The organism is Pseudarthrobacter sp. NPDC092439 (assembly GCF_044754945.1).
Taxonomy (GTDB): Bacteria; Actinomycetota; Actinomycetes; order Actinomycetales; family Micrococcaceae; genus Arthrobacter.
Genome location: NZ_JBIVQB010000003.1, coordinates 13,471 through 40,253, shown reverse-complemented (window position 1 = coordinate 40,253; position 26,783 = coordinate 13,471). Strand labels below are relative to the sequence as shown.

At 68.2% G+C, this 26,783-nt stretch carries 25 protein-coding genes; 17 read left to right on the top strand and 8 right to left on the bottom strand.

Annotated features, from left to right (window positions below):
* Nucleotides 1-11 precede the first annotated feature (11 nt).
* The 7 genes from ACIQCM_RS08255 to ACIQCM_RS08225 are packed head-to-tail and all read left to right on the top strand — an operon-like array spanning nt 12 to nt 5,797.
* Complete coding sequence (locus ACIQCM_RS08255) at nt 12-1,130, top strand: histidinol-phosphate transaminase (RefSeq protein ID WP_400606322.1); 1,119 nt, start codon at nt 12-14, stop codon at nt 1,128-1,130.
* A 60-nt stretch (nt 1,131-1,190) separates the two neighbouring features.
* Complete coding sequence (gene hisB, locus ACIQCM_RS08250; RefSeq protein ID WP_400606324.1) at nt 1,191-1,817, top strand: imidazoleglycerol-phosphate dehydratase HisB; 627 nt, start codon at nt 1,191-1,193, stop codon at nt 1,815-1,817.
* A complete protein-coding gene (gene hisH / locus ACIQCM_RS08245; RefSeq protein ID WP_400606326.1) occupies nt 1,814-2,575 on the top strand; it encodes an imidazole glycerol phosphate synthase subunit HisH in 762 nt (253 codons plus the stop codon). The genes hisB and hisH overlap by 4 nt, the downstream gene beginning before the upstream one ends.
* On the top strand, nt 2,576-2,758 hold the full coding sequence (locus ACIQCM_RS08240) for a hypothetical protein (protein ID WP_400606328.1): 183 nt from the start codon (nt 2,576-2,578) through the stop codon (nt 2,756-2,758).
* Nucleotides 2,759-2,770: 12 nt separating this feature from the next.
* Nucleotides 2,771-3,517, top strand: a complete 747-nt coding sequence (gene priA, locus ACIQCM_RS08235) for a bifunctional 1-(5-phosphoribosyl)-5-((5-phosphoribosylamino)methylideneamino)imidazole-4-carboxamide isomerase/phosphoribosylanthranilate isomerase PriA (protein WP_400606331.1) — start codon at nt 2,771-2,773, stop codon at nt 3,515-3,517.
* 8 nt (nt 3,518-3,525) lie between these two features.
* A complete protein-coding gene (locus ACIQCM_RS08230; protein WP_400606333.1) occupies nt 3,526-4,407 on the top strand; it encodes an SseB family protein in 882 nt (293 codons plus the stop codon).
* A gap of 58 nt (nt 4,408-4,465) precedes the next feature.
* Nucleotides 4,466-5,797: an MFS transporter gene (locus ACIQCM_RS08225; RefSeq protein ID WP_400606335.1), complete on the top strand. Its 1,332-nt coding sequence runs from the start codon at nt 4,466-4,468 to the stop codon at nt 5,795-5,797.
* A gap of 103 nt (nt 5,798-5,900) precedes the next feature.
* On the opposite strand, the gene ACIQCM_RS08220 is transcribed toward ACIQCM_RS08225, so the two are convergent.
* Nucleotides 5,901-6,287, bottom strand: a complete 387-nt coding sequence (locus ACIQCM_RS08220) for a DUF1844 domain-containing protein (RefSeq protein ID WP_400606338.1) — start codon at nt 6,285-6,287, stop codon at nt 5,901-5,903.
* Nucleotides 6,288-6,671: 384 nt separating this feature from the next.
* Between ACIQCM_RS08220 and infC the strand changes: the two genes are divergently transcribed.
* The 4 genes from infC (at nt 6,672) to ACIQCM_RS08200 (ending at nt 9,458) form a co-directional block, all read left to right on the top strand.
* The gene (gene infC, locus ACIQCM_RS08215) at nt 6,672-7,676 is read left to right on the top strand and encodes a translation initiation factor IF-3 (RefSeq protein ID WP_400606340.1); all 1,005 of its coding nucleotides are present in this window, start codon (nt 6,672-6,674) and stop codon (nt 7,674-7,676) included.
* A gap of 120 nt (nt 7,677-7,796) precedes the next feature.
* Nucleotides 7,797-7,991 carry a 50S ribosomal protein L35 gene (gene rpmI / locus ACIQCM_RS08210; protein WP_009358635.1) on the top strand — a complete coding sequence of 65 codons (195 nt, stop codon included), beginning with the start codon at nt 7,797-7,799 and terminating at the stop codon, nt 7,989-7,991.
* Nucleotides 7,992-8,109: 118 nt separating this feature from the next.
* Nucleotides 8,110-8,496 (top strand): 50S ribosomal protein L20, encoded by a 387-nt coding sequence (rplT, locus tag ACIQCM_RS08205; protein WP_400606343.1) that lies wholly within the window; start codon nt 8,110-8,112, stop codon nt 8,494-8,496.
* Nucleotides 8,497-8,564: 68 nt separating this feature from the next.
* The gene (locus tag ACIQCM_RS08200) at nt 8,565-9,458 is read left to right on the top strand and encodes a TrmH family RNA methyltransferase (RefSeq protein ID WP_400606346.1); all 894 of its coding nucleotides are present in this window, start codon (nt 8,565-8,567) and stop codon (nt 9,456-9,458) included.
* A 23-nt stretch (nt 9,459-9,481) separates the two neighbouring features.
* Here the strand turns inward: ACIQCM_RS08200 and ACIQCM_RS08195 are convergent, their stop codons facing one another.
* Nucleotides 9,482-10,690 carry an MFS transporter gene (locus ACIQCM_RS08195; protein ID WP_400606349.1) on the bottom strand — a complete coding sequence of 403 codons (1,209 nt, stop codon included), beginning with the start codon at nt 10,688-10,690 and terminating at the stop codon, nt 9,482-9,484.
* Nucleotides 10,691-10,833: 143 nt separating this feature from the next.
* On the opposite strand from ACIQCM_RS08195, the gene ACIQCM_RS08190 reads away from it, so the two are divergent.
* Nucleotides 10,834-11,277, top strand: coding sequence for a (deoxy)nucleoside triphosphate pyrophosphohydrolase (locus ACIQCM_RS08190; RefSeq protein WP_400606351.1), 444 nt, complete (start codon nt 10,834-10,836; stop codon nt 11,275-11,277).
* A 19-nt stretch (nt 11,278-11,296) separates the two neighbouring features.
* Here the strand turns inward: ACIQCM_RS08190 and ACIQCM_RS08185 are convergent, their stop codons facing one another.
* The 3 genes from ACIQCM_RS08185 to ACIQCM_RS08175 all read right to left on the bottom strand — a co-directional run bounded on the left by ACIQCM_RS08185 (nt 11,297) and on the right by ACIQCM_RS08175 (nt 13,598).
* Complete coding sequence (locus ACIQCM_RS08185; protein ID WP_400606354.1) at nt 11,297-12,415, bottom strand: Rv2578c family radical SAM protein; 1,119 nt, start codon at nt 12,413-12,415, stop codon at nt 11,297-11,299.
* Between the two features lie 65 nt (nt 12,416-12,480).
* Nucleotides 12,481-13,152, bottom strand: coding sequence for an SIMPL domain-containing protein (locus tag ACIQCM_RS08180; RefSeq protein WP_400606356.1), 672 nt, complete (start codon nt 13,150-13,152; stop codon nt 12,481-12,483).
* Nucleotides 13,149-13,598: a hypothetical protein gene (locus ACIQCM_RS08175; protein ID WP_400606358.1), complete on the bottom strand. Its 450-nt coding sequence runs from the start codon at nt 13,596-13,598 to the stop codon at nt 13,149-13,151. Before ACIQCM_RS08175 ends, ACIQCM_RS08180 begins: the two co-directional genes overlap by 4 nt.
* A 199-nt stretch (nt 13,599-13,797) precedes the next feature.
* Between ACIQCM_RS08175 and pheS the strand changes: the two genes are divergently transcribed.
* The 3 genes from pheS to ACIQCM_RS08160 are packed head-to-tail and all read left to right on the top strand — an operon-like array spanning nt 13,798 to nt 18,089.
* Nucleotides 13,798-14,856 (top strand): phenylalanine--tRNA ligase subunit alpha, encoded by a 1,059-nt coding sequence (gene pheS / locus ACIQCM_RS08170; protein WP_400606359.1) that lies wholly within the window; start codon nt 13,798-13,800, stop codon nt 14,854-14,856.
* 2 nt (nt 14,857-14,858) lie between these two features.
* Nucleotides 14,859-17,402, top strand: a complete 2,544-nt coding sequence (pheT, locus tag ACIQCM_RS08165) for a phenylalanine--tRNA ligase subunit beta (protein WP_400606361.1) — start codon at nt 14,859-14,861, stop codon at nt 17,400-17,402.
* 36 nt (nt 17,403-17,438) lie between these two features.
* On the top strand, nt 17,439-18,089 hold the full coding sequence (locus tag ACIQCM_RS08160; protein ID WP_400606362.1) for a 4'-phosphopantetheinyl transferase family protein: 651 nt from the start codon (nt 17,439-17,441) through the stop codon (nt 18,087-18,089).
* Nucleotides 18,090-18,104: 15 nt separating this feature from the next.
* Here ACIQCM_RS08160 and ACIQCM_RS08155 read toward each other — a convergent pair whose 3' ends face one another.
* The 3 genes from ACIQCM_RS08155 to ACIQCM_RS08145 all read right to left on the bottom strand — a co-directional run bounded on the left by ACIQCM_RS08155 (nt 18,105) and on the right by ACIQCM_RS08145 (nt 24,457).
* Entirely contained in the window at nt 18,105-19,475 is a 1,371-nt protein-coding gene (locus ACIQCM_RS08155; protein ID WP_400606364.1) for a M1 family metallopeptidase, read from the bottom strand.
* Entirely contained in the window at nt 19,472-23,392 is a 3,921-nt protein-coding gene (locus ACIQCM_RS08150; RefSeq protein ID WP_400606433.1) for a Pls/PosA family non-ribosomal peptide synthetase, read from the bottom strand. Before ACIQCM_RS08150 ends, ACIQCM_RS08155 begins: the two co-directional genes overlap by 4 nt.
* 99 nt (nt 23,393-23,491) lie before the next feature.
* Entirely contained in the window at nt 23,492-24,457 is a 966-nt protein-coding gene (locus ACIQCM_RS08145; protein WP_400606366.1) for a quinone oxidoreductase family protein, read from the bottom strand.
* 131 nt (nt 24,458-24,588) lie between these two features.
* Here ACIQCM_RS08145 and argC point away from each other — a divergent pair, with 131 nt between their 5' ends.
* Complete coding sequence (gene argC, locus ACIQCM_RS08140) at nt 24,589-25,620, top strand: N-acetyl-gamma-glutamyl-phosphate reductase (RefSeq protein ID WP_400606368.1); 1,032 nt, start codon at nt 24,589-24,591, stop codon at nt 25,618-25,620.
* A complete protein-coding gene (argJ, locus tag ACIQCM_RS08135) occupies nt 25,617-26,783 on the top strand; it encodes a bifunctional glutamate N-acetyltransferase/amino-acid acetyltransferase ArgJ (RefSeq protein WP_400606370.1) in 1,167 nt (388 codons plus the stop codon). The genes argC and argJ overlap by 4 nt, the downstream gene beginning before the upstream one ends.

Genomic DNA, 26,783 nt, shown 5'->3' with positions numbered 1-26,783 from the left:
AAACTGTTCAGGTGAATGACCAGCTAGAACGACTGAACCGGCTTCCGCTCCGCGAGAACCTCCGCGGCCTCACTCCGTACGGGGCCCCGCAGCTGGATGTTCCCATTCTCCTGAATGTCAACGAGAACACCCATGGCGTTCCTGCGGATGTGCAGGCGGCCATCACCGCGGCCGTTGCCCGGGCCGCCACAGGGCTGAACCGGTACCCGGACCGGGAATTCAACGGACTCCGCACGGCACTGGCCGACTACCTCGGCCACGGGCTGGACGCCTCAAACATCTGGGCCGCCAACGGCTCCAACGAAGTTCTCCAGCAGATCCTGCAGGCCTTCGGCGGCCCCGGCCGCACCGCGCTGGGCTTTCCCCCCACCTACTCGATGTATCCGCTGCTGGCCAGTGGTACGGACACCCGCTACATCGCGGGACAGCGCGCGGACGACTACGGCCTCACTGCCGAGTCCGCTGCCCGGCAGGTGAAGGAACTGCAGCCCAACATCGTTTTCCTCTGCTCGCCGAACAACCCCACCGGTACCGGCCTTGGACTCGACGTCGTGGAGGAGGTGTACCGTGCCGGCGAGGACAGCCAAACCATCGTGATCGTGGACGAGGCGTACCACGAGTTTGCCCACGACGGGACGCCGAGTGCTCTGACGCTGCTGCCCGGCCGTGAGCGGTTGATCGTATCCCGCACCATGAGCAAGGCGTTTGCCCTGGCAGGGGCGCGGCTCGGCTACATGGCTGCAGCTCCGGAAGTCACGGATGCCCTGCGCCTGGTCCGCCTTCCCTACCACCTCTCCGCCGTGACGCAGGCGACGGCACTGGCTGCACTGGAACACCGCGCAGCGCTGATGGCGGACGTCGAAGACATCAAGAAGCAGCGGGACCGGATCGTTGCTGAACTGCGCCGCATGGGCCTGAAGCCGGCCGCGTCGGACTCCAACTACGTCTTCTTCGGCGGTCTCGACCATCCGCACCAGGTCTGGCAGGAGCTTCTTGCGGCGGGTGTCCTGATCCGCGACGTCGGAATCCCCGGCCACCTGCGCGTCACGGCAGGAACTGAGACTGAAACCACAGCTTTCCTGGAGTCACTGGAAAGCATCCTCACCCGGCAGGCAGCGCTACCGGCCTAGACTTGGAAGAGCGGCGCCCCGCGCCCTGACCACCTATCTTCCCCAAAGGACACTTTGACCATGAGTTCCACCGGATCGAATGCAGCCGTCTCCCGGACCGCCCGCATGGAGCGTGCCACCAGTGAGTCGTCCGTACTCGTGGAGATCAACCTCGACGGCACCGGCGTTTCGGACATCGACACATCCGTGCCCTTCTACGACCACATGCTGACTGCGCTGTGCAAGCACTCGCTGATCGACATGACGGTCAAAGCCACCGGAGACATCCACATCGATGTTCACCACACGGTGGAAGACGTCGCCATCACGTTCGGCGAGGTCCTCCGTACCGCCCTCGGGAACAAGGCAGGCATCCGCCGGTTCGGCGAAGCGACCGTGCCCCTGGACGAGGCACTGGCCCATGCCGTAGTCGACGTTTCCGGGCGGCCTTACCTGGTGCACGGGGGCGAGCCGGCCGGCCAGGAATACCACCTCATCGGCGGCCACTTCACCGGGTCGTTGACCCGCCACGTCTTCGAAGCGATTACTCTGCACGCAGGGATCTGCCTGCACATGAACGTCATCGCAGGCCGCGACCCCCACCACATCGTCGAGGCACAGTTCAAGGCGTTCGCCCGCGCACTTCGCGCTGCTGTGGAGCCGGATCCCCGCGTCGAGGGCATTCCTTCCACCAAGGGCGCCCTGTGAGCGGCCAGGTCCTGAAGGACGGCGCCATCCTGGACCCGTCGGCGTCACGGAAGCTGCCCTCCCCGGAGGGAAAACCCACGGTCACGGTCCTGGATTACGGCTCGGGCAATGTCCGCTCCGCCGTCCGGGCCCTGGAACGGGCGGGCGCCGAGGTCACACTCAGCGCCAGGCCTGAGGACGTCCTGAACGCCGACGGCCTGGTGGTTCCGGGCGTAGGCGCCTTCGAAACCGTCATGCGCGAGCTCAAGGCCGTGGACGGAATCCGTCTGATTGGCCGCCGTGTTGCCGGCGGTCGTCCCGTCCTGGGAATCTGTGTGGGGCTCCAGGTCCTGTTCGAAGCCGGGGTCGAACACGGTACCGAGGCCGAAGGCATGGGTGAATGGCCCGGCAAGGTGGAGCACCTGCCGGCGGACGTGGTCCCGCATATGGGCTGGAACACCGTCAAGGTTCCCGAGGGATCCCGGCTCTTCGCCGGCGTCGAAAATGAGCGCTTCTATTTCGTGCACTCCTACGGCGTGCAGGAATGGAACTTCGACGTCGTCCAGCCGCGCATGGCCGCACCACTGGTGACCTGGTCCGAGCACGGCGCACCGTTCATTGCCGCCGTGGAAAACGGACCCCTTTGCGCCACCCAGTTCCACCCGGAAAAATCCGGCGACGCAGGTGCCCGGCTGCTGCGCAACTGGGTGGAAGCCCTCCGCAGGCCCGCGGACTCCGGGACCGGCAGCAGCGCTGCGCCCGCGGCCGGCGGCGCCTAGATGTGGTCCATCGTCCTGATGGGGCTTGCCGGCCTCCTGGTGGGCGGGGCCCTGGCATTCCGCCAGCAGGGGAAGCCGCTCTGGACGCAAGTCTCCTTCTACGTTTTGGCGGGCATGGCTTTGCTCGCCGCCTACCTGTTGACGCTGCCGGCCGCCTGGCCCGCAACCGCCCCGCCTACCTGACTAAGGATGAACATGACCACCGCTAACGATTTGCCGGTCCTCGAACTGCTGCCCGCCGTCGACGTCGTCAACGGGCAGGCCGTCCGCCTGGTCCAGGGCGAGGCGGGCAGCGAAACCAGTTACGGCACGCCGCTCGAAGCGGCCCTGAACTGGCAGGAGCAGGGCGCCGAATGGGTGCACCTGGTGGACCTCGACGCCGCCTTCGGCCGCGGCTCCAACGCTGATCTCCTGCGTGAAGTGGTGGGCCGGCTGGACATCAAGGTTGAGCTCTCCGGCGGCCTCCGGGATGACGAAACACTCGAAGCCGCCCTCGGCCTCGGCGTGGCGCGCGTCAACCTCGGCACCGCGGCGCTGGAGAACCCCGAGTGGACCGGCCGCGCCATCGAGCGCTTCGGCGACAAAATCGCCGTCGGCCTTGACGTCCGCGGCACCACCCTTGCCGGCCGCGGCTGGACCAAGGAAGGCGGGGACCTTTGGGACGTCCTGGGCCGCCTCGAAGAGGCCGGCTGCGCCCGCTACGTGGTCACCGACGTGACCAAGGACGGCACCCTCCAGGGTCCCAACGTCGAACTGCTGCGCCAGATGGTGGAAAAGACCGGCAAGCCCGTGGTGGCATCCGGCGGCATCTCCAGCCTGGACGACCTCAAGGTCCTGCGCTCCCTCGTGCCGCTCGGCGTCGAAGGGGCCATCGTTGGCAAGGCGCTGTACGCGGGCGCTTTCACCCTGCCCGAGGCGCTCGACGTCGCCGGACGGCGCTGACCCCAGCCATGTCCAGTGACGGTTCCGGAGCCCCGGCCCCACGCCACCTGCCCGGCCATATCGCGGCCGCGCTGGCAGGTGCCGGCGGCACGGCCGACTCGGCCGGACGCCCCTGGGCGGGCCGCAGCCTCGCGGGGGATGACGCCAAAATCCATAACTTCGAGGACGACGACGGAGCGGCCGACGCCGGGTACCTCGCCGCCGTCGGCCGGTTGCGTGAGGGGAGCGGAGACGAAGCAGCGGTGGTGCGCTCCCTGGCCACGGCGCGCGTCTTCATTCCAATCGTCGCCCAACTCGCCGATGAGGCGGACGGCGGCCATGGCCTCCAGGCGGACAAACAGGCCGACATGGCCCTGGTGACACTCAAGGCGCCGGACGGACGGGCGGCCCTGCCGGCATTCACCTCGGCCGCTGCCCTCACCGCATGGCACCCGGACGCCCGGCCTGTCGCGGTGTACGCGGCCCGCGCTGCGTTGTCCGCCGTCGCCGAGGGTGCCGAACTGATGGTGCTGGACCCGGGCTCTCCGGTGACCTTCGTCATCCGCCGGCCGGCTGTGTGGGCTCTGGCGCAGCAGCACGAGTGGGTGCCCAGCTACGCTGATCCGGCCCTCGCACCGGAACTGGGGCAGGCTGCCTCCGCCTTCCCGGCCGTCCGGAGCATTGAGCTGCTGCCCGGCGGGGGCGTGGCCAGCCGGACGGCGGACGGTGCAGTCCTTGCCGGGGGCGGCCCGGGCCCGGAGCTGCAGGTGGTCCTGTACCTCGAAGATGGCCTGGATGCAGGCGCCGTGCAGCAGCTCGTGGCGTCCCTCCAGCAGGAGTGGTCCCGGAATGTATTGTTTGGGGAACGGGTCGATTCGATGGAGATCAAGCTGAGGCGGGCCCTCAACTAGCGGCAGTGCGGGGCGGAGATCCTCCCGGCCTGCCGCGGCAGACCGTAAGGAAACCTTCGTGAATTTCGCCCTCTACCGGCACCTGCTGGCGGTGCGCCCCATCCGGCGCCTCCTGTTGGTGGGCATGGTGGCCCGCGTCCCCCACTCGGCTGCGGGAGTCCTGCTCACCCTGCACATCGTGCTCTCGCTCGGAGAAGGGTACGCCGCCGCCGGGGCAGCGGCGGCCGTCATGACCATCGGCATCGCGGTTGGCGCTCCGTGGCGCGGACGGCGCGTGGACACCGTGGGCCTGCGCCGCGCCCTTATTCCGTCGGTGGTGTCTGAGGCTGTGGTCTGGTCAGCGGTCCCGCACGTGAGCTATCAGTGGCTGCTGCCGCTGGTCTTCGCAGGTGGCCTGCTCACTCTGCCGATCTTCAGCGTGGTGCGCCAGTCCCTGGGCGTCCTGGCCGACGGCGAACAGCGCCGCACCGCCTTCGCTTTGGATGCCATCAGCACCGAAGTGGTTTTCATGATCGGCCCGGCCGCCGGCGCCATTATTGCCACCAGCGGCTTCACTGTTGCTGGCCTGACGGCGGTAGGGATTTCCACCTCGCTGGCTGGGTTGTTCCTGATCTGGTTCAATCCGCCCACCCGCAGTGCAGAGCCAACGGCGGAGCGCGCAGGGGAGCTGCTGCACGCTGCCGAAATCGCGGTGGTGTCTGCCGCGCCGGCCCACGTGCAGGAGGCCGCGGCGGAGCTGGTGCCGGCTGGCGCCGAAAGCGACGATGCCGCCGCGGGCGGGGGACCGGGACGCCGTCGTGCGTTCCGCACCAGGGTGGCGCACAACTTCGCCTGGTTCACCGCTTCCGTGGCTGCGCTGTTTGCCGTGGCTGCCGGGACGGGAATGGTGCTCAGCGGAACGGACGTGGGAATCGTCGCGGCGCTGGAAACCGGAGGACGGCAAAGCGAAATCGGGATCGTCTTCCTGTTCTGGTGCGCCGCGTCGGTGGTGGGCGGGTTGATCTATGGCGCCATGCACCGTCCCGTCTCGCCGACGCTGCTGCTGCTGGGCATGGCCGCGCTCACGGTTCCCATGGGTTTCGCCACGGATACCTGGACGCTGGCCCTGGCCTCAATCCTGCCGGGCCTCCTGTGCGCTCCGGTGCTGTCGTCAGCCTCCGAGAAGGTGGCGGACCTGGTGTCCGAGGAACGTCGGGGCGAGGCGATGGGCTGGTATGGGTCGGCACTGACGGCGGGCGTGGCGCTGGGTGCTCCATTGGCCGGTGTGTTCATCGACGGCCGTGGGCCTTCCGGCGGCTTCACGGCCGTCGGTATTGCCGGGGTGGTGCTGTGTGTGGCGGGGCTGATCCTGCAGCAGGTGCGCCGCCGCCGGACAACCGCCCCCAACTGACCCCGCCAGGAGTTTGGTCCACTTAGAGGCCTTAAAGTGCTTTCTCAAGCCCTCTAAGTGGACGAAAACTGGGGGGAGTCGGGGGTACTTCGGGGGTGTTGGGCTAGTTGACGGCGCCGGTGTACTTTTCGCCCGGACCCTTCCCCGGGGCATCGGGGATCAGCGATTCTTCCCGGAATGCCAGCTGGAGCGAGCGGAGGCCGTCGCGCAACGGGCCGGCGTGCTGCGAGCCGATTTCCGGTGCGGCGGCGGTGACCAGTCCGGCGAGGGCCGTAATGAGCTTCCGGGCCTCGTCCAGGTCCTTGAGTTCCTCGGCGTTGTCCTCGGCGGCCAGGCCCAGCTTGACGGCGGCGGCGCTCATGAGGTGGACGGCCGCGGTGGTGATGACCTCGATGGCCGGGACCTCGGAAATGTCGCGGATCTCCTGCGAGACGTCGGCGGCCGCGCCCACGGGCTCGAAAACGTGTGAATTACTGTCTGGGGTGCTCATACTGGTAAGCTTGACACAGACCGACTGGATGTCGTTATTTCAGGACAACAGGTTCCCACCGGCGCTTCGCAGCACTGGCGGGGATTTTTTCTGTAGAATGGCATGCAGTTTGCAAGCGGAGTTCTCTCCCACCCGCGTCGGCCGTTGTTTCGGATGTCCAGCAGGATCATCCCGGAACGCAAGGTTGCCGGGTACTTGGTTGGGCATGGTCAACGGCTTACGCCGTGGACCTGCACGCAGTTCCTTAGGGGACCTGTTCCGATCTTTAGAGGCCTTCGATTGCTCCGGCAGTCGGGGGCCTTCTCCTTTTGCCGGATCCCACAACAACACAGGAGCTTTAACATTAGCGAGCCAAGAATCAATGAGCGTATCCGCGTCCCCGAGGTGCGGCTGGTCGGCCCTGCAGGTGAACAGGTAGGCATCGTCCGTATTGAGGATGCCCTGCGTCTGGCTGCCGAGTCCGACCTTGATCTCGTTGAAGTTGCACCTCAGGCCAAGCCTCCGGTGTGCAAGCTGATGGACTTCGGCAAGTACAAGTACGAGGCCGCGGTTAAGGCACGCGAAGCCCGGAAGAACCAGACCAACACTGTTCTGAAGGAAATCCGCTTCCGCCTGAAGATCGACACCCACGACTACGAGACCAAGCGCGGCCACGCACTGCGCTTCCTCGGCGCCGGGGACAAGGTCAAGGCCATGATCCAGTTCCGCGGCCGTGAGCAGCAGCGCCCCGAAATGGGCATCCGCCTGCTCCAGCGCTTCGCGGACGATGTTGCCGAGGTGGGCGTGGTTGAGTCCAGCCCGCGCATCGACGGCCGCAACATGGTCATGGTGGTCGGTCCGCTGAAGAACAAGGCGGAAGCCAAGGCTGAAGCACGCCGCGCCACGCAGCGGGCTGAGGCGAAGGCCCAGAACGAGGCGAAGGCTTCGGGCCGGGTTGACGTTTCGGGCGACGACCAGGCACCCATGACGCAGTCGCTCGCGGACCTGCTCCCGGAGGGCTTCACCGTATCCACGGAACCCGAAGCTCCCCAGGCTGAACCGCAGGAGCCGGCTGCCGCCGTCGAACCTGCCGCGGTTGTTGAGGAAGCCCCTAAGGAAAAGGAAGCTCCCGAGGAGGCGGCACCAAAGCCGGCAGCATCCAAGGCTGCTCCGAAGCAGGAAGCACCGAAGGCCGCCGCGCCCAAGGCTGCTCCGGCTCCGAAGGCCGCTCCCAAGGAAGCTGCCAAGCCGGCGGAAAAGGCTGCGGCTCCCAAGCCAGCGGCTGCTGCGCCGAAGCCTGCTGCTGTCCCTGCGCCGCCCAAGCCGGTGGCCAGGCCCGCCGCGCCCAAGCCCGCCGCACGCCCTGCTCCCAAGGCAGCGCCGAAGCCGGCCGGTAAGAAGACCACGTAGTTCACAGCTGTGGGAAGCTCCGGCTTCCGGCAGTCAGCAACCAGCATGCCACCCCCGCCGGGGAGGCTGCGCGATAGAACTGCAGGCCCCGCCTGCGGACACGTAAGGAGATCGGTTCCCATGCCGAAGATGAAGACCCACAGTGGTGCTAAGAAGCGCTTCAAGCTGACCGGCAGCGGCAAGCTGCGCCGCCAGCAGGCCAACCGCCGCCACTACCTGGAGCACAAGTCCAGCCGCCTGACCCGTCGCCTCGCCGGCGACAAGATCGTCTTCAAGGGCGACGCCAAGGTCATCCGGAAGATGCTCGGCATCTAATTTCCAAGTTCTTTGACTGAACACCACCTGGTGTCGGTCACCTGCCAAACAGCCTTCTCAGGCCGCCGGACCTCCGGCAGTAGATGCTTGGGATCAGAATTTTCGAAGGAGTACGCACGTGGCACGTGTGAAGAGGGCGGTCAACGCCCACAAGAAGCGCCGGGTTATCCTTGAACGCGCAAAGGGCTACCGTGGACAGCGTTCACGCCTGTACCGCAAGGCCAAAGAGCAGCTGCTGCACTCGTTTGTGTACAGCTACGGCGACCGCAAGAAGAAGAAGGGCGACTTCCGCCGCCTTTGGATCCAGCGCATCAACGCGGCTTCCCGCGCCAACGGCCTGACCTACAACCGCCTCATCCAGGGCCTGAAGGCCGCTGAGGTCGAGGTTGACCGCCGCATGCTGGCAGAGCTGGCCGTCTCCGACGCCAACGCTTTCGCTGCCCTGGTCAAGGTTGCCAAGGACTCCCTGCCTTCTGACACCTCCGCCAAGAAGGTTGTTGCCTAGCAACAGGCTCTTCCCCCGCCGATGGGGGCGTTCGGGAACCCCTGGTGCCAGCCACTAGAGTTTCCTATATGAACGACACCGGGCGCCCGCAAGATTTTCCACTCTCCAACCCCCGAGCTGATCGGGTACGGGAGGTGGCAAAACTTGCCGGGCGCCCGGTGCGTTTAAAGCGCGGGCAGTTCCTGGCGGAAGGCCCGCAGGCGGTGCGCGAGGCCCTGAAGCTGCACCAGGAGCGGCTGTCGGCGGGCGCGCCCGGCGTTGTCACGGAGGTGTTCGCCAGCGAGGCCTGCCTGGACCGGTTTCCGGAATTCGAGCAACTCGCGGAGGGCACCAACGCGCGCCTCGCCACGGACGAGGTCCTGGCAGCCATGGCGGACACCGTGAACCCGCAGGGGATCATCGCGGTGTGCCGCTTCGTGGACGTCCCGCTCCAGGACGTGCTCGACGGCGGTCCACGCCTGATTGCCGTGCTTTGCCAGGTGCGGGACCCCGGAAACGCCGGTACCGTGCTCCGCGCCGCTGACTCCGCCGGTGCCGACGCCGTAATGCTCACCGCGTCCAGTGTTGACATCTACAACCCCAAGGCAGTCCGCTCCACTGTGGGCTCGCTGTTCCACCTGCCGGTGGTCCTGGGCGTGGATCCCGCCGAACTCGCGGCTGCGTGCCGGGAGCGGGGGATCGGTATCCTCGCTGCGGACGGATACGGGCAGCTCAACCTTGATGCGCTCCAGGACGAGTCTGCCCGCCGCCGGCTGACCGGCAACGGGCCGGAATCCGCTGTGGACCTTGCGGCGCCGACGGCGTGGCTGTTCGGGAACGAGGCGCAGGGGCTGTCCGAAGAGGAGCTCGCCCTGGCTGACCATCGCGTGGCAGTTCCCGTGTACGGCGCGGCGGAGAGCCTTAACCTCGGTACGGCGGCTACCGTGTGCCTCTACGCCAGCGCCCGCTCACAGCAGGGCTGACCCAGGGGCTGCTGGACGGTTGACTAGGGGGCCAGCGGCCTCTTGCGTTCCAGCAGTCCGCTAAGGAGTGCGACGCCGAAGCCCAGGACGGCGAGGACGGCGCCTACGAGCGCCGGGGCAACGTAGCCCCAGCCGAGTGCGATGACCACGCCGCCAAGGAAGGCGCCCAGGGCGTTGGCCACATTCAGCGCCGCGTGGTTGAGCGAGGACGCCAGCGACGGGGCATCCGGGGAGGCATCCAGGAGCCTGGTCTGGAGTGCCGGGACCAGCATGGACCCGGTGGCTCCCACGACGAACACCATTACCAGCGCCGACCACTGCCAGTGAACGGCCACAGCGTAGACCACCAGGGCCACGGCGATGCCCGGCAGGACCCGGTACAGCGTCCCCATGACGGACCTGTCGGCGAACCTCCCGCCCAGGAGGGTACCGGCCACCATGCCCACCCCGTACAGGGCAACCACGACAGGGATCATGGTCTGGGGCATGCCGGCCACGGCAGTCATGGTGTGCGCAATGTAGGTGTAGGTGGCGAAGAACCCGCCGAAGCCCACAATGCCGATCAGGATGGCCAGCCACACCTGGAGCCGCTTCAGGGCGCCGAGCTCCCGCCGGATGCTGGCGTCAGGGTGAGCGGCCTCGAACGGCACAAACCTTGCAATGAGTACCAGCGTCAGCAGGCCGATCAAGCCCACCAGGATGAACAGCAGGCGCCAGCCGTAAGTCTGGCCAAGCCAGGTGGCGAACGGGACCCCAACCACGTTGGAAATACTCAGCCCGGCCATCACCATGGAGATGGCCCAGCCGCGCCTCGTGGGCGGAACCAGGGACGCCGCAATAACGGCAGCCACCCCGAAAAAGGCTCCGTGCGGCAGGCCCGCGGCGAACCTGGACAGCAGCATGGTCCCGTAATCGGGCGCCACGTACGAGCTGAGGTTGGCCAGGCTGAAGAACAGCATCAGTCCCAGGGCCAGGTATTTCCGGGGCAGCCTGGCGCCCACCGCGGCCAGCAGGGGAGCGCCCACCACCACGCCCAGGGCGTAGGCGGAAATGAGATGCCCGGCCTCGGGCGTGGAAATGCCCAGTCCGGCCTCCACTTCTTTCAGCAGGCCCATCATCGTGAACTCGGTAACGCCGATTCCCGCGCCGCCCATGGCGAGGGCAATGATGGCCATAGTGAGGTTGAAGGACCGGGCGGAAACTGCCGTGGACTTTTCAAGGACGCTGCTCATATGCCTGCTTTTCGGTGGTGGCGGACGGACCGGGCCACGGCGGCGGGGCAGGTCGGGACTAAACGGGTAACCACGCGCCCCGAGGGGCTATTCCCCGGAGGGCAAGGCGCCGGCTTCCCTATTGTCCCCCATACACTGGAACGATGACCGGGCAGACGCAGGCAGACGTAGTGATCCAGGTAGTGGGCGGCGCCGTCGTGGACAGCCTGGCAAGGCCGACCGCGCTGTTGGCGGCCCGCCGCAGCGCGCCGGAAGCGTTGGCCGGACTGTGGGAATTTCCGGGCGGAAAAGTCGAACCCGGCGAGGAAGCGGCGGCGGCGTTGGTCCGGGAGCTCCGGGAAGAACTCGGCGTGGAGGTACGGCTGGGCGAAGAGCTTCGCTCGGGCCAGCTGCAGGGCTGGCCGCTGAACCGGCGGGCCAGCATGCGGGTGTGGTTTGCCCAGGTGACCGCCGGCGAACCGCAACCGCTGGAGGACCACGACGAACTGCGCTGGGTGTCCCTGGCTGATCCTGAAGCCGTGCTGGCGCTGCCGTGGATCCCTGCCGACTATCCGATCGTCCAGGCTCTGCTTGACTCTGCCTGCTGAGACTGAAAGAGCCCGGATCCTAGAAGAGCGCTGACTGCACGCCGGCAGCCGGGGAACCATCCCGTGCGATCCCACCCGGCTGCGCCTCCCGTGGCATGGCCTGCTGTGGGATGCTGCCGTCCGGGTATCGGGCCTCCTCGCCGCGGGGGTCATCCACATCGCGGTGGCTGAAACCCGAGCCCGACTGGAACCCGTGCCGGGCCTTGAAATAGCGCACCTTTCCGGCCAGCCACATCCGGTACTCCTTGGAAGCGTAGGACCCCTGCCCGTAGAGGCGCCGGTACTTGCCCGCCAGGTGCGGATGGTTGGCGGCGAGCCATCCCATGAACCATTCACGCGTCCCAGGTTTCAGGTAGAGCGCCCCGGCGGTGACACCGGTGGCACCCGCTGCAGTGAGGGAAGCAAACAGGGAGTCGAGAGCTTCGTCGCTGTCCGAGAGCCAGGGCAGGATGGGCATGGCCATGACGCCGCAGGGCAGCCCGGCCTCGCGAAGGCGTGAGACGAGCTTCAGGCGTGCCCGCGGCCCCGGGGTTCCCGGCTCGACAGCCTCAGACAGGGTCTCGTCGGTCATGGCCAGCGAGATGCCAAGGCCAACGGGGACCTGCGCTGCCGCACTCTTCAGGAGCGGGATATCCCGGGCAAGCAGCGTCCCCTTGGTGAGGATGGACAGGGGAGTGCCCGAATCGGCCAGCGCCGAGATGATCCCGGGCATCAGCCGGTAGCGGCCTTCGGCCCGCTGATAGGGATCCGTATTGGTTCCCAGGGCAACCTGCTGGCGTGCCCACGACGGCTTGGCGAGTTCTTTGCGGAGCACTTCCGCGGCGTTGACCTTGACCACCACCTGGCTGTCGAAGTCCAGGCCGGCATCGAAGTCCAGGTAAGTGTGTGTCTTCCGGGCAAAGCAGTACACGCACGCGTGGCTGCAGCCCCGGTACGGGTTGATGGTCCATTCGAACGGCATCCGGGAACCGGCGGGCACCTTGTTGAGCACCGATTTGGCGGTGACCTCGTGGAAGGTGACCCCGGCGAACTCGGGTGTGGTGACGGACCGGACCAGGCCTGCCAGGGGAAGGAGTGCCGGTGCGGCAGCGGGAGCCTTTCCGGGTTCCTCCAGCAAAGCCTGCGCGTCCCATCTCATGGCTCTATTCGAAAACATGTTCGAATCAATGTCAAGGACGGCGCGCTGGCGAAACTGCTGCCGTTTCAGCCGTCGACGCCCGGCCGGCCCGGTACCAGCTCCCAGCTGACCGTGACCGCTGCCTCTTCCCGGTTCAGTCCCGGCTCCAGCGGAATGCCTTCGGCCGCGGACATGCGCTGGAGGCCCGCAAGCGGAACCGGGCCTCCCGCAGCCGGCTGTTCCGCTACGGAGACCACCCTGCCCAGTGTGGCGCCTGCGAGGGCGGCGAGCTGGCCGGCCGACCGGACGGCGTCCTCCCAGGCCGCAGTCCGTGCCCGCTCCCGGAGTACGGCTGCGTCCTCCACGCAGAGCTGCAGGCTGTTGAGCCGAATGTTGTCGCCGCCGGCGGCAACGGCGGCTGCAAGTATGGCCGGGACTGACTGCAGATCACGCAGCCGTGCCGCCAGTGTTGCCGTGGCGACATACCCCGCCACTTCCTGGCTGCCGCCGTCGCGCCACGCAAGGTCGGCGCGGACAGTGAGCCCGTTGCTTTGCAGGTCGCCGTCCGCCGCGCCGGCACCGCGCAGCGCGCCGGAAACGGCTGCCAGCGATGCTTCCGCGGCAGAGAAGGCGGCGTCCACCGAGCCGCTGCGGCACTCGACACCCAGGGTGACAGCCGCCAGGTCCGGCGGGCCCTCTGCCCAGCCGTGTCCGGAGACCGTGATGGTTCCGGGCCGCATGGCGCGGGGCCCGCTCATGAGAGTCCCTTCCGTGCGGGGTAGCCGCCCGCGGCCAGTCCCGCCCGCCGCTCAAACGGGTTGGCCGTCCCGGGATTTCCTGTGCGCAGGACGGACCAGCCGGCCGCCGCGAAGTACAGGGGCAGGAACGGGAGGCCAAGGCACCACGCGTATTGCGTGCAGTGCTTCTCCTCGTGCCCCAGCAGGGCGGGCATGGACAGCAGGTCCGGGGCCGGCCCGCGGTACAGCACCACATTCCCCAGCGCGAAGGCGCGGGCGTGCGGCAGCCGCCACCGGTAGCCGCCCGCCAGGAGCAGCCCCCGCGGGCCCCGCCGCAGGCGCGTTTGGGCCAGAAGCGCGACGGCGACCCCGGCCGCGGTGCTTCCGTTCAAGAGGTTCGCGGCCTGCCTCAGCCGCTGGGCCGCCGTCGGACGCGTCACCGGCCCGTGGAACTGCTGCGCTGTCATGAGGCCATGGTAGCCGGGGCGTTCTACTAGACTGGAGGGCAGTGGCTGCCGGTTTTCCGGTGGGCCCTGACCTGGTCATTGAATGCGCTGAACCTTGGGCGCCTTCATCCATGACCTGCCAGTGACGGACGCGCCGGCGGGAAACCGTGCAGGCTGACCGCTCGCCGGCAGCCAACGAACTCGTAGCTAAGAACAGTAGATGACTGAAACTTTGCCCGGCGCCGCCCCGAACCCCACGGATGAAGCCGCCATCAACGCCGCTGTAGACCAGGCCGTCGCCGCCATTGCCGGTGCGGCCACCCTTGAGGAGCTGAAGGCGGTGAGGCTGGCGCACGCCGGGGAGAAGTCCCCGCTGAGCCTGGCCAACCGCGGGATCGGCAAACTGCCCAAGGAGCAGAAGGCCGTGGCCGGGAAGCTCATGGGCGCCTCCCGCGGCCGGGTCAACAAGGCGCTCGCGGACCGCACCGCCGAGCTGGAGGCAGAAAACGACGCCCGCATCCTGCTCGAGGAGACCGTGGACGTGACCGCGGCCCCGCGCCGCCGCCGTGCCGGCGCGCGGCACCCGCTCTCCACCCTGCAGGACCGCGTGGCGGACATCTTCGTGGGCATGGGCTGGGAAATTGCCGAAGGCCCCGAGGTGGAATCCGAATGGTTCAACTTCGATGCCCTGAACTTCAAGCCGGACCACCCGGCCCGCGAAATGCAGGACACCTTCTTTGTGGAGCCTCCGGAGGCCCACCTGCTGATGCGCACCCACACCTCCCCGGTGCAGGTCCGTTCCATGCTGGAGCGCGAGGTGCCCATCTACGTGCTGTGCCCCGGCAAGGTGTTCCGCACCGACGAACTCGATGCCACCCACACGCCGGTGTTCCACCAGTTCGAGGGCCTGGCCATCGACAAGGACCTCAGCATGGCCGACCTCCGCGGCACGCTGGAGCACTTCGCCCGGCAGATGTTCGGCGATGAAGCCCAGATCCGGCTGCGTCCGAACTACTTCCCGTTCACGGAACCGTCCGCCGAACTGGATATCTTCCATCCGGGCGCCAAGGGCGGACCGCGCTGGATCGAATGGGGCGGCTGCGGCATGGTCAACCCCAACGTGCTCCGCGCCGCGGGGATCGACCCGGACGTCTATTCAGGTTTTGCCTTTGGCATGGGCATCGAGCGCACCCTCATGTTCCGCAATGAGGTGGGGGACATGCGCGACATGATCGAGGGCGATGTACGTTTCAGCGAGCACTTCGGGATGGAGATCTAACAGTGCGTATCCCACTTTCCTGGCTGCGTGAATTCGCAGAGGTACCGGCCGGAGCAACGGCCGAAGACGTCATGGCCGAACTGGTCAAGGTCGGGTTCGAAGAAGAGGACGTGCACCGTCCCACCGATGCCCTGCAGGGCCCCGTCGTGGTGGGCCAGGTCCTCAGCCTGGTCAAGGAACCGCAGAGCAACGGCAAGACCATCAACTGGTGCCAGGTCCGGGTTGTCCCGGAGGGGCAGGAGCAGAAGCTAACCGGCGAGGGCATCGACCCCTCCGGGGTGCAGGGCATCATCTGCGGCGCCCACAACTTCGTGGAAGGCGACAAGGTGGTGGTCACCCTGCCGGGTGCCGTGCTGCCCGGGGACTTCCGCATCTCCGCCCGCAAGACCTACGGCCACCTTTCGGCCGGCATGATCGCTTCCGTCCGCGAACTGGGCATCGGCGAGGACCACGACGGCATCCTGGTGCTGTCCCGCATCGGCCTTGACCCCGAGGTGGGCACCGACGCCATGGAGCTCCTGGGCCTCTATGACCAGGCTGCCGAAATCAACGTCACACCGGACCGCGGCTACGCGTTCTCCATCCGCGGTGTGGCACGCGAATACGCGCACGCCACCGGGACCACCTTCACGGACCCCGCATCACGCGTCAACGCTCCCGGGGAGCTGTCCGGCGGATACGGCGTCAAGCTCAACGACGACGCCCCCATCTACGGCAAGCCCGGCTGCGACCGCTTCGTGGCGCGCACCGTCCGCGGCGTGGACGCCAACCGGCCTACCCCGCAGTGGATGGTTTCCCGGCTCCGGCTCGCCGGCATCCGGTCCATCTCGCTTCCGGTGGACATCTCCAACTACGTCATGCTCGAGCTGGGCCAGCCCACGCACTGCTACGACCTCGACACGCTTGCCGGCGACATCGTGGTGCGCCGCGCCGCCGCCGGCGAGAAGATCACTACCCTGGACGGCAAGGAACGCACCCTTGACGCCGAGGACCTGCTGATCACCGATGACTCGGGTGCCATCGGCATTGCGGGAGTCATGGGCGGGGCAGCGACCGAGGTGGGCGACTCGACGTCGAACATCCTGGTGGAGGCCGCGCACTTTGACGAGGTATCCATCGCCCGGTCCCGCCGCCGGCACAAGCTGCCGTCCGAAGCCTCCAAGCGCTTCGAACGCGGCGTGGACTGGCAGGTTGCCGGTATCGCCGCGCAGCGCGTGGTGGACCTCCTGGTGGAACTTGCCGGAGGCACGGCGGATGAAGCGGGCACCGACGTCGGAACCGCTCCGGACGCGGTCACTATCGATCTCCCTGCGGACTTCGCTGCCGCCCGGATCGGCATCGACTTCACCGAAGAGCAGATCGTCACCTCGCTCGAGGACCTGGGCGCCGCGGTGGAGGAGCGCGACGGCGGCTGGACGGTGACTGCCCCGAGCTGGCGCCACGACCTGGAAACCAAGGAAGACCTTTCCGAGGAGATCGCCCGGCTGGTGGGCTACGACAAGATCCCCGCCACCCTGCCCGTGGCACCTCCCGGCCGCGGCCTGACCCGTGTCCAACAGCAGCGCCGCAGGCTTATCCAGGCGCTCGCCGACGCCGGGCTCACCGAGGTGCTGTCCTACCCGTTCGTGTCCAGGGCTGCCAACGAGACTTTCGGCGTGCCGGAACAGGGAGCAGAGCGCAGGGCGGTTAAGCTGGCCAACCCGATCAGCGAGGAGCAGGGCTTCCTGCGCACCTCGATCCTGCCCGGGCTGATCGAGGTGGCCAAGCGCAACCACTCCCGCGGCTTCCGCGACCTGGCACTCTTCGAATCCGGCCTGGTGTTCCTGCCGTCCGGGACCGTGGGCACCGCGTCCATTCCGCCGCTGGGCGCCAGGCCCTCCGATGAGGTGCTGGATGAACTGTACGACGGCGTCCCGGACCAGCCCTTCCACGTCGCCGCTGTGCTGACGGGACATGATTCGCCCGCTGCCGCGGCGCACGCTCCCCGGCTGTGGGATTGGGCTGACGCGCTGGACATCGCCCGGCTGGCCGGGGATGTCCTGGGCGTGGAGCTCGTTGTCAGCCAGGGCAGCCACCAGGCGTTCCACCCTGGCCGCACTGCCCGGTTGTCCCTTCGGACGGGCGAAACTGTGGGTTACGCCGGTGAACTCCACCCCAAGCTGCTGGCCGCCGCGGACATGCCCGCGCGCTCCGTGGCGCTTGAGTTCAACGCGGACGCACTGTTCGATGCGGCCCCGGACGTGATCGTGGCCCGCCACCTGTCCACGTTCCCGGTGGCAACCCAGGACGTTGCGTTGGTGGTTCCTGCGGAGGTGCCGGCGGACGAGGTCCTGGCGGCGCTGCGGGAGGGCGCCGGGGAACTCCTGGAAGACGTTGCGCTGTTCGACGTCTACGCCGGCAAGGGCATTGAAGAGGGCAGGAAATCGCTCGCCTTCGGGCTGCGCTTCCGCGCCAACGACCGCACGCTGACCGCGGATGAGGCGTCGGCTGCCCGCGAAGGCGCCGTGGCGCTGGCTGCGGAACGGTTCGGTGCCGTCCAGCGGTAGCGGGTTCCGCTGACGGTCCAGGAAGGGCGGGGCAACGTGTCACAGCTGGTGGTGCGTGCTGTCCCGCCCTTTCTGTTGCCTGGGGACGGGGGCTCCTATGGGGAACTGGACCCGGCCGAGGTGCAGCGTGCCGGCGCCATGGAACCGGCGGCCGCCACCAGGTTCCTGGCGTCACGGCTGGCCCAGCGCAGGTTCGCGGCAGGGTTGCTGGGCCTGCCGTCCGGTGCGCTGGCGGTGTTGTACAGCTGCCCGCGCTGCGGTGACGGCCCGGAGGTGGGGCACGGCCGGCCCGGGTACGCCTACCGCGGCAGCAGGCTTCCGCTCGCCCTGAGCTTGTCCAGGGCCGGCGGCTGGACACTGCTGGCTGCCGTGCCGGAGGCCGGGGACGCGGTTCGGCTCGGCGTCGATATCGAGGACCCTGCGCGGACCGGTTTTCCCGGCTTCGCGGACGTTGCCCTCACGGCGGCCGAACAACGCGGACTGCACGGGCTCGCTGCCGGAGAGGTGCCCGCCGCACAGGCGCGGTTGTGGGCACGCAAGGAAGCCTGGCTCAAGATGACGGGGGAGGGCCTCCGGACCCCGCCGGCGGAACTCGACGTGCGCGCCCTGCCTGGCCTCAGGGACCTTGACCCCGGCGAAAGCGGGCTGCCCGCCCATCTGGCGGCCGCCGTCGCGATTTCCGGCTAGGTGCCGGATTTCCGGTCAGCTTGCCCGGGCAGGCGGAAAGGGAGGGAGGGCTTCCTCATACAGCCAGGGATGAAGCAGCGCCTCCGAGTCGATCGCTGCCGCCCCGTCCGCGGCAAGGATGAAGTCGTGCGTGGACACGGAACCGAGCCGGTGCGTGGTGGTCCAGCTGTTCAGCAGGTTGAAGAAGGCGTCGTCGCCCAGGGCAATGCGGACGGCATGGAGAGCCAATGCCCCGCGCTTGTACACCCGGTCGTCGAACATGTGTGCCGGTCCGGGATCGCCCACCAGGATGTCCTGCGCCTCGGCCTGAAGGCGCCGCCAGGCGGCCCGGGAGCGATCCTCGACGGGCATCACCCCGGATTCCTCGGACCAGATCCATTCGGCATAGCAGGCAAAGCCCTCGTGCAGCCAGATGTCCTGCCAGGTTGCGGCCGTAAGGGAGTTGCCAAACCACTGGTGCGAGAGCTCGTGGGCAACCAGCCGCTGCGACTCCCAGTCCTGCTCCAGATGGTTGGGGCCAAGAATGGCCAGGCCCTGCGCTTCAAGCGGGATCTCCAGTTCATCGTCAGTGACCACCACGGTGTACCCCGGGAAGGGGTAGGGGCCGAAGCAGGCAGTGAAGGTGCGCATCATGGCCGGCTGCAGGGCCAGCCCGGCCCGCGCCCGGTCTGCGAGGGCGGGCGGCACGGCCACGTGCTGGGGGACCTGGCCGGGGTGCCTCCCGGTGTCGAGCTCAAGCAGTCCGTAGCGGCCGATCTGGACGGTGGCCAGGTAGGGTGCCATCGGCTCGGCTTGCTCGTAGACCCAGGTTTCACGGCTGGACCGCGTGGTCCGCGAAAGCAGGGTGCCGTTACAGACGGCCCGGTAGTTCGCATCCGTGGTGATGCTGAACCGGTAGCTGGCCTTGTCCCGCGGGTGGTCGTTGCAGGGGAACCAGGACGGGGCACCATTGGGCTGTCCGGCCACGAGCGCGCCGTCGGTCAGCTCTTCCCAGCCCACTTCGCCCCAGAGGCCCCGGCGGGGCGCGGGGTTGCCCTCGTACCGGATCTCCAGGGTGAACCGCTGGCCGGGCTGCAGGGGTGCCGGGGCTGAGACCACCAGCTGGCCGGCCCGCTGGCTGAAGCGGACGGCCTTCCGCCCGTCCAGTTGGACCTTGGTGGCGCGCAGGCCAACGAAGTCAAGGACAACGGCCGACGCCGGCACCTGGGCCACCCCGTGCAGCACCGCCGTGCCGCCGAGCCGGTTGCTGGCAACCCGGTAGTCCAGGTCCAGTTCGTAGCGCTCCACACGGTAGGCGTTCGTGCCGGCTCCAGGCATGTAGGGATCAGGAGCGGCGCCGCTGGACGCGGACACGCTGCCGGGGGCGGCTGGCACTCGAGAACTCATTGGGACCTTCGGTTGCTGGGCAGCGGTGCTGCGGGACCTTCCCACGGACTGACGGGGTTGCCCATCCAGTACGTCGCGGCGGGGACGGATTCGCCGCGCATCACCAGGGATGCGGGTCCCACCGTTCCACCGGCGCCCACACTGGCCTGGGGCAGGATGACTCCGTGCGGGCCCATGGTGGCCCCGTCTTCGAGCGTAACAGCGTCAATGCTCATGACCCTGTCGTGGAACAGGTGCGTCTGCAGCACGCAGCCCCGGTTCACGGTGGCGTTCCGGCCGAGCGTCACCAGGTCCGCCTCTGGGAGCCAGTAGCTCTCGCACCACGTGCCGCTGCCGATCTTCGCGCCCAGCGCCCGCAGCCACCACACCAGTGCCGGGGTGCCCGAGGCGGCGCGGGCGAACCAGGGTGCGCTGACCAGTTCGATGAAGCTGTCGACCACTTCGTTCCGCCAAATGAACGAGCTCCAGAGGGGATGCTCGCCAGGTTGGATGCGTCCCACCAGGATCCACTTGGCGGCGACCGCCGACGCCGCTGCCACCAGGCCGGCCAGCAGGATCACCACTCCGCTGAGCAGCGCAGCCACGCCGTAATTGAACGTTGCAGCGAGCCAGTCGAAGGCCAGCATGGTGCCCGCGGCTATTCCTGCCGTGAGCATGACCGGAACAAACCTGCACAGCTCCCAGAGGGCCCGGGCAACCTTGAGCCTCGGGGGCGGCTGGAAGGTGCGGGCGTCATCGGAGGCGATGGCCGTGCGGCGCAGCCGGACCGGCGGGCTGCCCAGCCAGGACGTGCCCGACTTGGCCTTGGCCGGTGTTGCCGACAAGACTGCCACCAGCGAGTTCTTGGGGACGTTGCGCCCCGCCGCGGTCATGCCTGAGTTACCCAGGAAAGACCGTTTTCCGATCTTCGCAGGCGCCACCCGGAGCCAGCCGCCGTCCAGTTCGTAGGACGCCACCATCGTGTCGTCTGCGAGGAAGGCCCCTTCGCCCACCGTGGTCATCTTTGGGATCAGCAGCACGGTGGAAGCTTCGACGTTCTTGCCGATCCTGGCACCGAGAAGCCGAAGCCAGACCGGCGTAAAGAGGCTGGCGTAGATGGGGAAGAGCACGTCCCTGGCCAGATCCAGGACGCGTTCGGTGGCCCAGACCTGCCAGCCCACCCTGCTGCGGACCCGGTGGTACCCCTCCGTGATACCGATGCTGAGCAGCCTTGTTACCGCCATGATCAGCAGCGCGTTGGCCGCAAACCACACGAAGGCGGCAGGCGCGAGGGCAGGCAGGAGCCGGGGAAGCGCGTCGTTCAGTGATGCACTTCCCTGGATAAAGAGGTATGCCACCCAGGCCGCCGCTGCCCCCGAGATGTAGGGGATCAGGGAGAGCGCGGCGGAGGCCAGGGCGAAGCCGCCGATCCAGGCCTTTTCCGCTACGCGCCCAAGGACGGGTGCGTCGGGAACCGCATGCTTGGCCTTGCCCTGCCGGGCGGCGGGGGAACCGGCCACCTGGTGCCCGGCCTTCACCTTGCCCGACACTGCCGAGCCCGGCTCGACGTGCGCACCCGCACCTATGGCGGTTCCAGGCATGAGCGTGCTGCGCGCGCCCACCGAGGCGCCGGCGCCGATGTGGACTGCGCCGATGTGGACGTGGTCCCCGTCGATCCACCAGCCGGAAAGATCGACTTCCGGCTCCACATTCGCACCACTGCCCAGCGTCAGCAGCCCGGTCACCGGCGGCAGCGAGTGCAGTTGGACGTCACGGCCGATCTTCGCACCCAGAGCCCTGGCGTAGTACGGCACCCAGGGGGCGCTGGCCAGGCTGATGGCCCCGGCCAGGTCCTGGATTTGCTCGGCCAGCCACAGCCGGAGGTGGACCCGCCCCGAGCGTGGATACCTGCCCGGTTTGACTCCCCGCAGCAGGAGCCGCGCGGCGGCAACCGCCGTCAGCATCCGGCCTGCGGGGCTGACGAAGACCAGCCAGGATGCCGCCACCCACAACCAGGAGATGGTGGGTGCTGCAGTGAACCCGGCCCCCGCGGAGAGAACGTTGTTGGCCGCCATCAGGTACGTCAGCCAGCGCATGCCCACCAGGATGTGCAGGGGAACGCCCATCAGGGTTTGGAACAGCTGTGACTTCAGGGCGGTGGGACGAACTGACCGGTCCGGTGCCGGGCCGGAAGCGCCTCCCGGCAGCGATTGCCGTGCCACTTCAATGAGGGCTCCAACCCGGGGCGTGGCGTAGATATCAGCCACTGTAACTGTCGGATAGCGGCGGCGGAGGGCAGATACCAGCTGCGCCGCGGAGAGCGAGCCGCCGCCGTACGCGAAAAAGTCGGCATCGAGGGACGTTACGGGGCTGCCCAGGACGGCGCTCCATTGCTCCACGATCCAGGCAGCGTCATCGGGAAGGTTCAGCGGAGCCGCGTCGGCCTCTGCCGCGCCGGCACCGGCCAGGGGCCAGGGCAGGGCGTGCCGGTCCACTTTGCCGCTGGTCTTTGTGGGCAGTGAATCCACGACAGTCAGCATCGGCACCAGCGCCGCCGGCAAGCTCGCGGTGAGCTGCCCGCGGGCCGCTTCCAGGTCCAGTTCCTGCCCGCCGGCAGGGGCAAGATACCCCACCAGGATCTGGTTTCCGGCAGCGGTGGTCTGGACCGCGGCTGCAGCACCCCCAACCATGGGGAGTGACTGGAGGGCTGCGTCGATTTCGCCGAGTTCAATCCTCCGCCCGCCAAGCTTGACCTGTTCATCAGCACGGCCCTGGAAGATGAGTCCGGCTGCCTCGTAGCGGACCAGGTCTCCGGACCGGTAGGCCCGATCCCAGCCAAGGCTGGGCATCGGAGCGTACTTCTCGGCGTCCTTGGCCGGGTCGAGGTAGCGGGCCAGCCCCACGCCGCCGATGATCAGTTCGCCCACTGCGCCTTCCGCGACGGGGACGGCGTCGGGGTCCACGACGGCCAGGTCCCAGCCGTCGAGCGGCAGTCCGATCCGCACCGGTCCCGGCTCTCCCAGCGGAGCAGCGCAAGCCACCACGGTGGCCTCGGTGGGGCCGTAGGTGTTCCAAACTTCTCGGCCCTCCACGGCGAGCCGCTCGGCGAGTTCCGGGGGACAGGCCTCGCCGCCGAAGATGAGCAGCCGCACGTTCTCCAGCGATTCGGCAGGCCACAGCGCTGCCAGGGTGGGGACGGTGGACACCGCGGTGATGCCATGGTTGATCAGCCACGGCCCAAGGTCCATGCCCGTCCGAACCAGTGCGCGCGGGGCAGGAACCAGGCAGGCCCCATGCCGCCAGGCCAGCCACATTTCCTCGCAGGAGGCATCGAAAGCGACGGACAGCCCGGCCAGCACGCGGTCCTGCGGGCCCAGCGGATCGTCCTGAAGGAAGATCCGGGCTTCGGCGTCCACGAAGGCGGCGGCCGAGCGGTGGCTGACGGCCACTCCTTTCGGGGTCCCGGTGGAACCCGATGTGAAGATGACCCAGGCGTCGTCCTCCGGGACCGGCTGCCTGGCGCTTTGTTCACCGGGGCCGCCGTGTTCCCCGACGGCAGAGCCAGGCCGGGCCTCCCGGATGACGCCGCCGCCTTCCAGGATCCCTGACACCCGGGCTTCGCCGAAGACCAGCCGGGCCCGCTCGTCGGGATCGTCTGCGTCTACAGGCACATACGCCGCCCCCGCCATGAGCACGCCCAGGATTGACACGTAGAGTTCACTCGTGCCCGAAGGTATGCGGACGCCGATCTTGTCGCCCGCGCCGAGCCCGGTCTGGTCCAGCCGCCGGGCAACTGCGCGGACTTCAGCCATCAGCTGGGAGTAGCTGAGTGAACGGCGGCCGTCGTCCAGCGCCGACGCCTCGGGAAACCGGGCCGCGGTCTCCTGCAGGATGTCCACGAGCGTCCGGACCGGGGGCGCGGACAGGGAACCGGGCATCTGGGGCGCGAAAATGGTAGGGACATCCTTCGGTTGGACCTGCTGGTGAGTCACGTGGCTATTCTGCCTTCCCCAGGTGAACAGCAGATGGGTCGGGAACTACGGCACCAGGAGCACCTTGCCCGTGGTCTTGCGGCCCTCGAGGTCCCGGTGTGCCTGGCCGGCTTCTGCGAGCGGGTACTTGGCCCCGATGCGGACCTTGAGGCTGCCGTCCGCCGCGGCGGCAAAGATTTCATCCGACCGCCAGCGCCGCTCCCTGGCATCCTGCAGGTAGTTGACCAGGGTGGGCCGGGTCAGGAACAGCGAGCCACCTGCATTCAGCCGCTGCGGATCGACCGGCGGCACCGGGCCGGAGGCCGCGCCGAACAGTACCAGCGTTCCCCGGACGCGCAGCGCCGCAAGTGAGTCGTCGAACGTGTCCTTCCCGACGCCGTCGTACACCACGTGGGCGCCCGCGCCGCCGGTGAGCTCCCGGACCTGTCCGGCAAAGCCGTCATACCGCAGCACGTGGTCCGCGCCGGCCTCCAGCGCGAGCTGTTCCTTCTCATCCGTGGAAACGGTGGTGATGACCTTCGCCCCGCGCAGCTTCAGCAGCTGGACCAACAGCAGACCCACGCCACCGGCCCCGGCATGCAGCAGTACGGTGTGCCCGTCCTCCACCTTGAACGTGGAGTTCATCAGGTAGTGGGCGGTCATGCCCTGCAGGGGGAGGGCGGCCGCGGTGAAGTCGTCCAGGCCGTCCGGAACGGGCAGCGCGGCATCGGCATCCACCAGCGCGTAATCGGCGTAGCAGTTGATGCCCTCGGCAGTGGCCACCCTGTCTCCGGCGGAGTAACCGGCAACGCCCTCGCCGAGTTCCTCCACGGTGCCGGCCAGCTCGGAGCCGGGGGTGAACGGGAACGGAACCTTGTAAGTGCCGCTGCGCTTGTAGGTGTCGATGAAGTTCACGCCGGCTGCGCCCACTTTGACCAGGAGCTGCCCGGGGCCCGGGACGGGGCGGTCGATTTCCGTGTACGCAAGGACTTCCGGCCCGCCGGCCTCCCGTGCGACGATTGCGTGCGTCATGGATCTCCTTTCCCGGGTTCCGGCCTCTCCGGCCCGGCTGCTGCACCCATCGTAGGGACATCCCGGCCGGCGCGGACAGTCATGTATAAATATCGGGACTAATGCATAACTATTGTTGTATAGTCGGAGACATGACTATTTCAGTGGCAGTGTCCGGCGCCAGCGGCTATGCGGGGGGCGAAGTCCTCCGCCTCCTGGCTGCGCATCCCGGCGTGACCATCGGCGCCATCACCGCACACAGCAACGCGGGCTCGCGGCTGGGCGAACTGCAGCCCCACCTGCACGGACTCGCCAGCCGCATCCTGGAAGACACCACAGTGGAGAATCTCTCCGGCCATGATGTGGTCTTCCTCGCCCTCCCGCACGGGGCGTCCGCGGAAATCGCCGCGCAGCTGCCCGAAGGCACCGTGGTGATTGATGCTGGCGCCGACCACCGGCTCGAGGACCCTGCCGCCTGGGAGAAGTTCTACGGTTCCGCGCATGCCGGCACCTGGCCCTACGGACTGCCGGAGCTGCCCGGCCAGCGCGAGGCACTCAAGGGCGCCACCCGCATCGCCGTACCCGGCTGCTACCCCACGTCCGCACTGCTCGCCTTGACGCCAGGGTTCAGCGCAGGACTCCTGGCGCCCGACGACGTCGTGATCGTTTCGGCCTCCGGCACCTCGGGCGCGGGCAAGGCAGCCAAGGTCAACCTGATCGGCGCAGAAGTCATGGGCTCCATGAGCCCCTACGGCGTGGGCGGCGCACACCGGCACACGCCGGAGATCGAGCAGGGCCTGTCCAAGGCTGCGGGCGAACAGGTCACCGTTTCCTTCACCCCCACCCTGGCACCGATGAGCCGCGGCATCCTCACCACGGCGACCGCCCGGGTTAAGCCCGGCACCACCGCCGAGCAGCTGCGCCAGGCCTGGGCCGATGCCTACGACGACGAGTCCTTCGTGCACCTCCTGCCGGAAGGCCAGTGGCCCGCCACCAAGGCCGTCCAGGGCTCCAACCATGCCGCCATGCAGCTCGCGTTCGACAGCCACACCGGCCGCGTCATTGTCACCTGCGTGATCGACAATCTCACCAAGGGAACCGCCGGCGGCGCGGTCCAGTCCATGAACATCGCACTCGGCCTGCCCGAAACCGACGGCCTCAACCTGCAGGGAGTAGCCCCGTGACCATCACCGCACCCTCCGGATTCCGGGCCGCAGGCGTCAGCGCCGGGCTCAAGGCATCCGGCAACCCCGACCTGGCACTGGTGGTCAACGACGGCCCGTCCAAGGCCGCCGCCGCCGTATTCACCAGCAACCGCGTGGCCGCGGCGCCGGTGCACTGGTCACGCCAGGTGGTCTCCGACGGGCGCGTGGACGCGGTGGTTCTCAACTCCGGCGGGGCCAACGCCTGCACCGGCCCCCAGGGCTTCCAGAACACGCATAGCACCGCCGAGAAGGTGGCGGACGTTCTGGGCATCTCCGCCACGGACGTCTTTGTCTGTTCCACCGGCCTCATCGGCGAGCACCTGCCAATGGACAAGCTCCTGCCCGGCGTCGAAGCTGCCGCCGCTGGACTGAGTACCGACGGCGGTCCGGCGGCCGGCGCCGCCATCATGACCACCGACTCCGTGCCCAAGTCCGCCCTGTTCATCGGCAGCGACGCGGACGGCCGGGAATTCAGCATCGGGGGCATAGCCAAGGGCGCCGGCATGCTCGCTCCCGGCCTGGCCACCATGCTGGTGGTCCTCACCACCGACGCGGATGTGCAGGCGGACATGCTCGACGTCGTCCTCCGCGACGCCACGCGGGTCACCTTCGACCGGGCTGATTCGGACGGCTGCATGTCCACCAACGACACCGTGGTCCTCCTGGCCTCCGGCGCGTCCGGAGCGGTTCCCTCCGCCGAAGCCTTCGGGGCAGGGCTGACCCAGGTGTGTGCGGAACTGGCCCGGAAACTCATCGCGGACGCGGAAGGCGCCAGTCACGACATCGCCATCCGGACCTTCAACGCCGCCAGCGAAGCCGACGCCGAGGCCGTCAGCCGCTCGGTGGCCAGGTCCAACCTCTTCAAGGCCGCCATCTTCGGCAAGGACCCCAACTGGGGCCGCGTGCTTTCAGCCGTGGGGACCACGGACGCCGCGTTCGAGCCGGACAAACTGAACGTGGCCATGAACGGCATCCAGATCTGCCGCAACGGCAGCATCGGCGACGACCGCGGCCTGGTGGACCTGGAGCCGCGCGAGGTGCTGGTGGAGATCGACCTGCAGGCCGGCGACGCCGAGGCCACCATCTGGACCAACGACCTGACCCACGACTACGTGCACGAGAACAGCGCCTACTCAAGCTAG

Coding starts and splice junctions, on each gene's coding strand:
- ACIQCM_RS08190 (WP_400606351.1), top strand. CDS start 10,834: ATGACCGGGCAGACGCAGGCAGACGTAGTGATCCAGGTAGTGGGCGGC.
- ACIQCM_RS08180 (WP_400606356.1), bottom strand. CDS start 13,152: ATGAGCGGGCCCCGCGCCATGCGGCCCGGAACCATCACGGTCTCCGGA.
- ACIQCM_RS08150 (WP_400606433.1), bottom strand. CDS start 23,392: ATGCCCGGTTCCCTGTCCGCGCCCCCGGTCCGGACGCTCGTGGACATC.
- ACIQCM_RS08195 (WP_400606349.1), bottom strand. CDS start 10,690: ATGAGCAGCGTCCTTGAAAAGTCCACGGCAGTTTCCGCCCGGTCCTTC.
- ACIQCM_RS08220 (WP_400606338.1), bottom strand. CDS start 6,287: ATGAGCACCCCAGACAGTAATTCACACGTTTTCGAGCCCGTGGGCGCG.
- ACIQCM_RS08230 (WP_400606333.1), top strand. CDS start 3,526: ATGTCCAGTGACGGTTCCGGAGCCCCGGCCCCACGCCACCTGCCCGGC.
- ACIQCM_RS08145 (WP_400606366.1), bottom strand. CDS start 24,457: ATGACGCACGCAATCGTCGCACGGGAGGCCGGCGGGCCGGAAGTCCTT.
- hisB (WP_400606324.1), top strand. CDS start 1,191: ATGAGTTCCACCGGATCGAATGCAGCCGTCTCCCGGACCGCCCGCATG.
- argC (WP_400606368.1), top strand. CDS start 24,589: ATGACTATTTCAGTGGCAGTGTCCGGCGCCAGCGGCTATGCGGGGGGC.
- pheS (WP_400606359.1), top strand. CDS start 13,798: ATGACTGAAACTTTGCCCGGCGCCGCCCCGAACCCCACGGATGAAGCC.
- ACIQCM_RS08175 (WP_400606358.1), bottom strand. CDS start 13,598: ATGACAGCGCAGCAGTTCCACGGGCCGGTGACGCGTCCGACGGCGGCC.
- ACIQCM_RS08185 (WP_400606354.1), bottom strand. CDS start 12,415: ATGAGATGGGACGCGCAGGCTTTGCTGGAGGAACCCGGAAAGGCTCCC.
- ACIQCM_RS08200 (WP_400606346.1), top strand. CDS start 8,565: ATGAACGACACCGGGCGCCCGCAAGATTTTCCACTCTCCAACCCCCGA.
- ACIQCM_RS08240 (WP_400606328.1), top strand. CDS start 2,576: ATGTGGTCCATCGTCCTGATGGGGCTTGCCGGCCTCCTGGTGGGCGGG.
- ACIQCM_RS08155 (WP_400606364.1), bottom strand. CDS start 19,475: ATGAGTTCTCGAGTGCCAGCCGCCCCCGGCAGCGTGTCCGCGTCCAGC.
- priA (WP_400606331.1), top strand. CDS start 2,771: ATGACCACCGCTAACGATTTGCCGGTCCTCGAACTGCTGCCCGCCGTC.
- rpmI (WP_009358635.1), top strand. CDS start 7,797: ATGCCGAAGATGAAGACCCACAGTGGTGCTAAGAAGCGCTTCAAGCTG.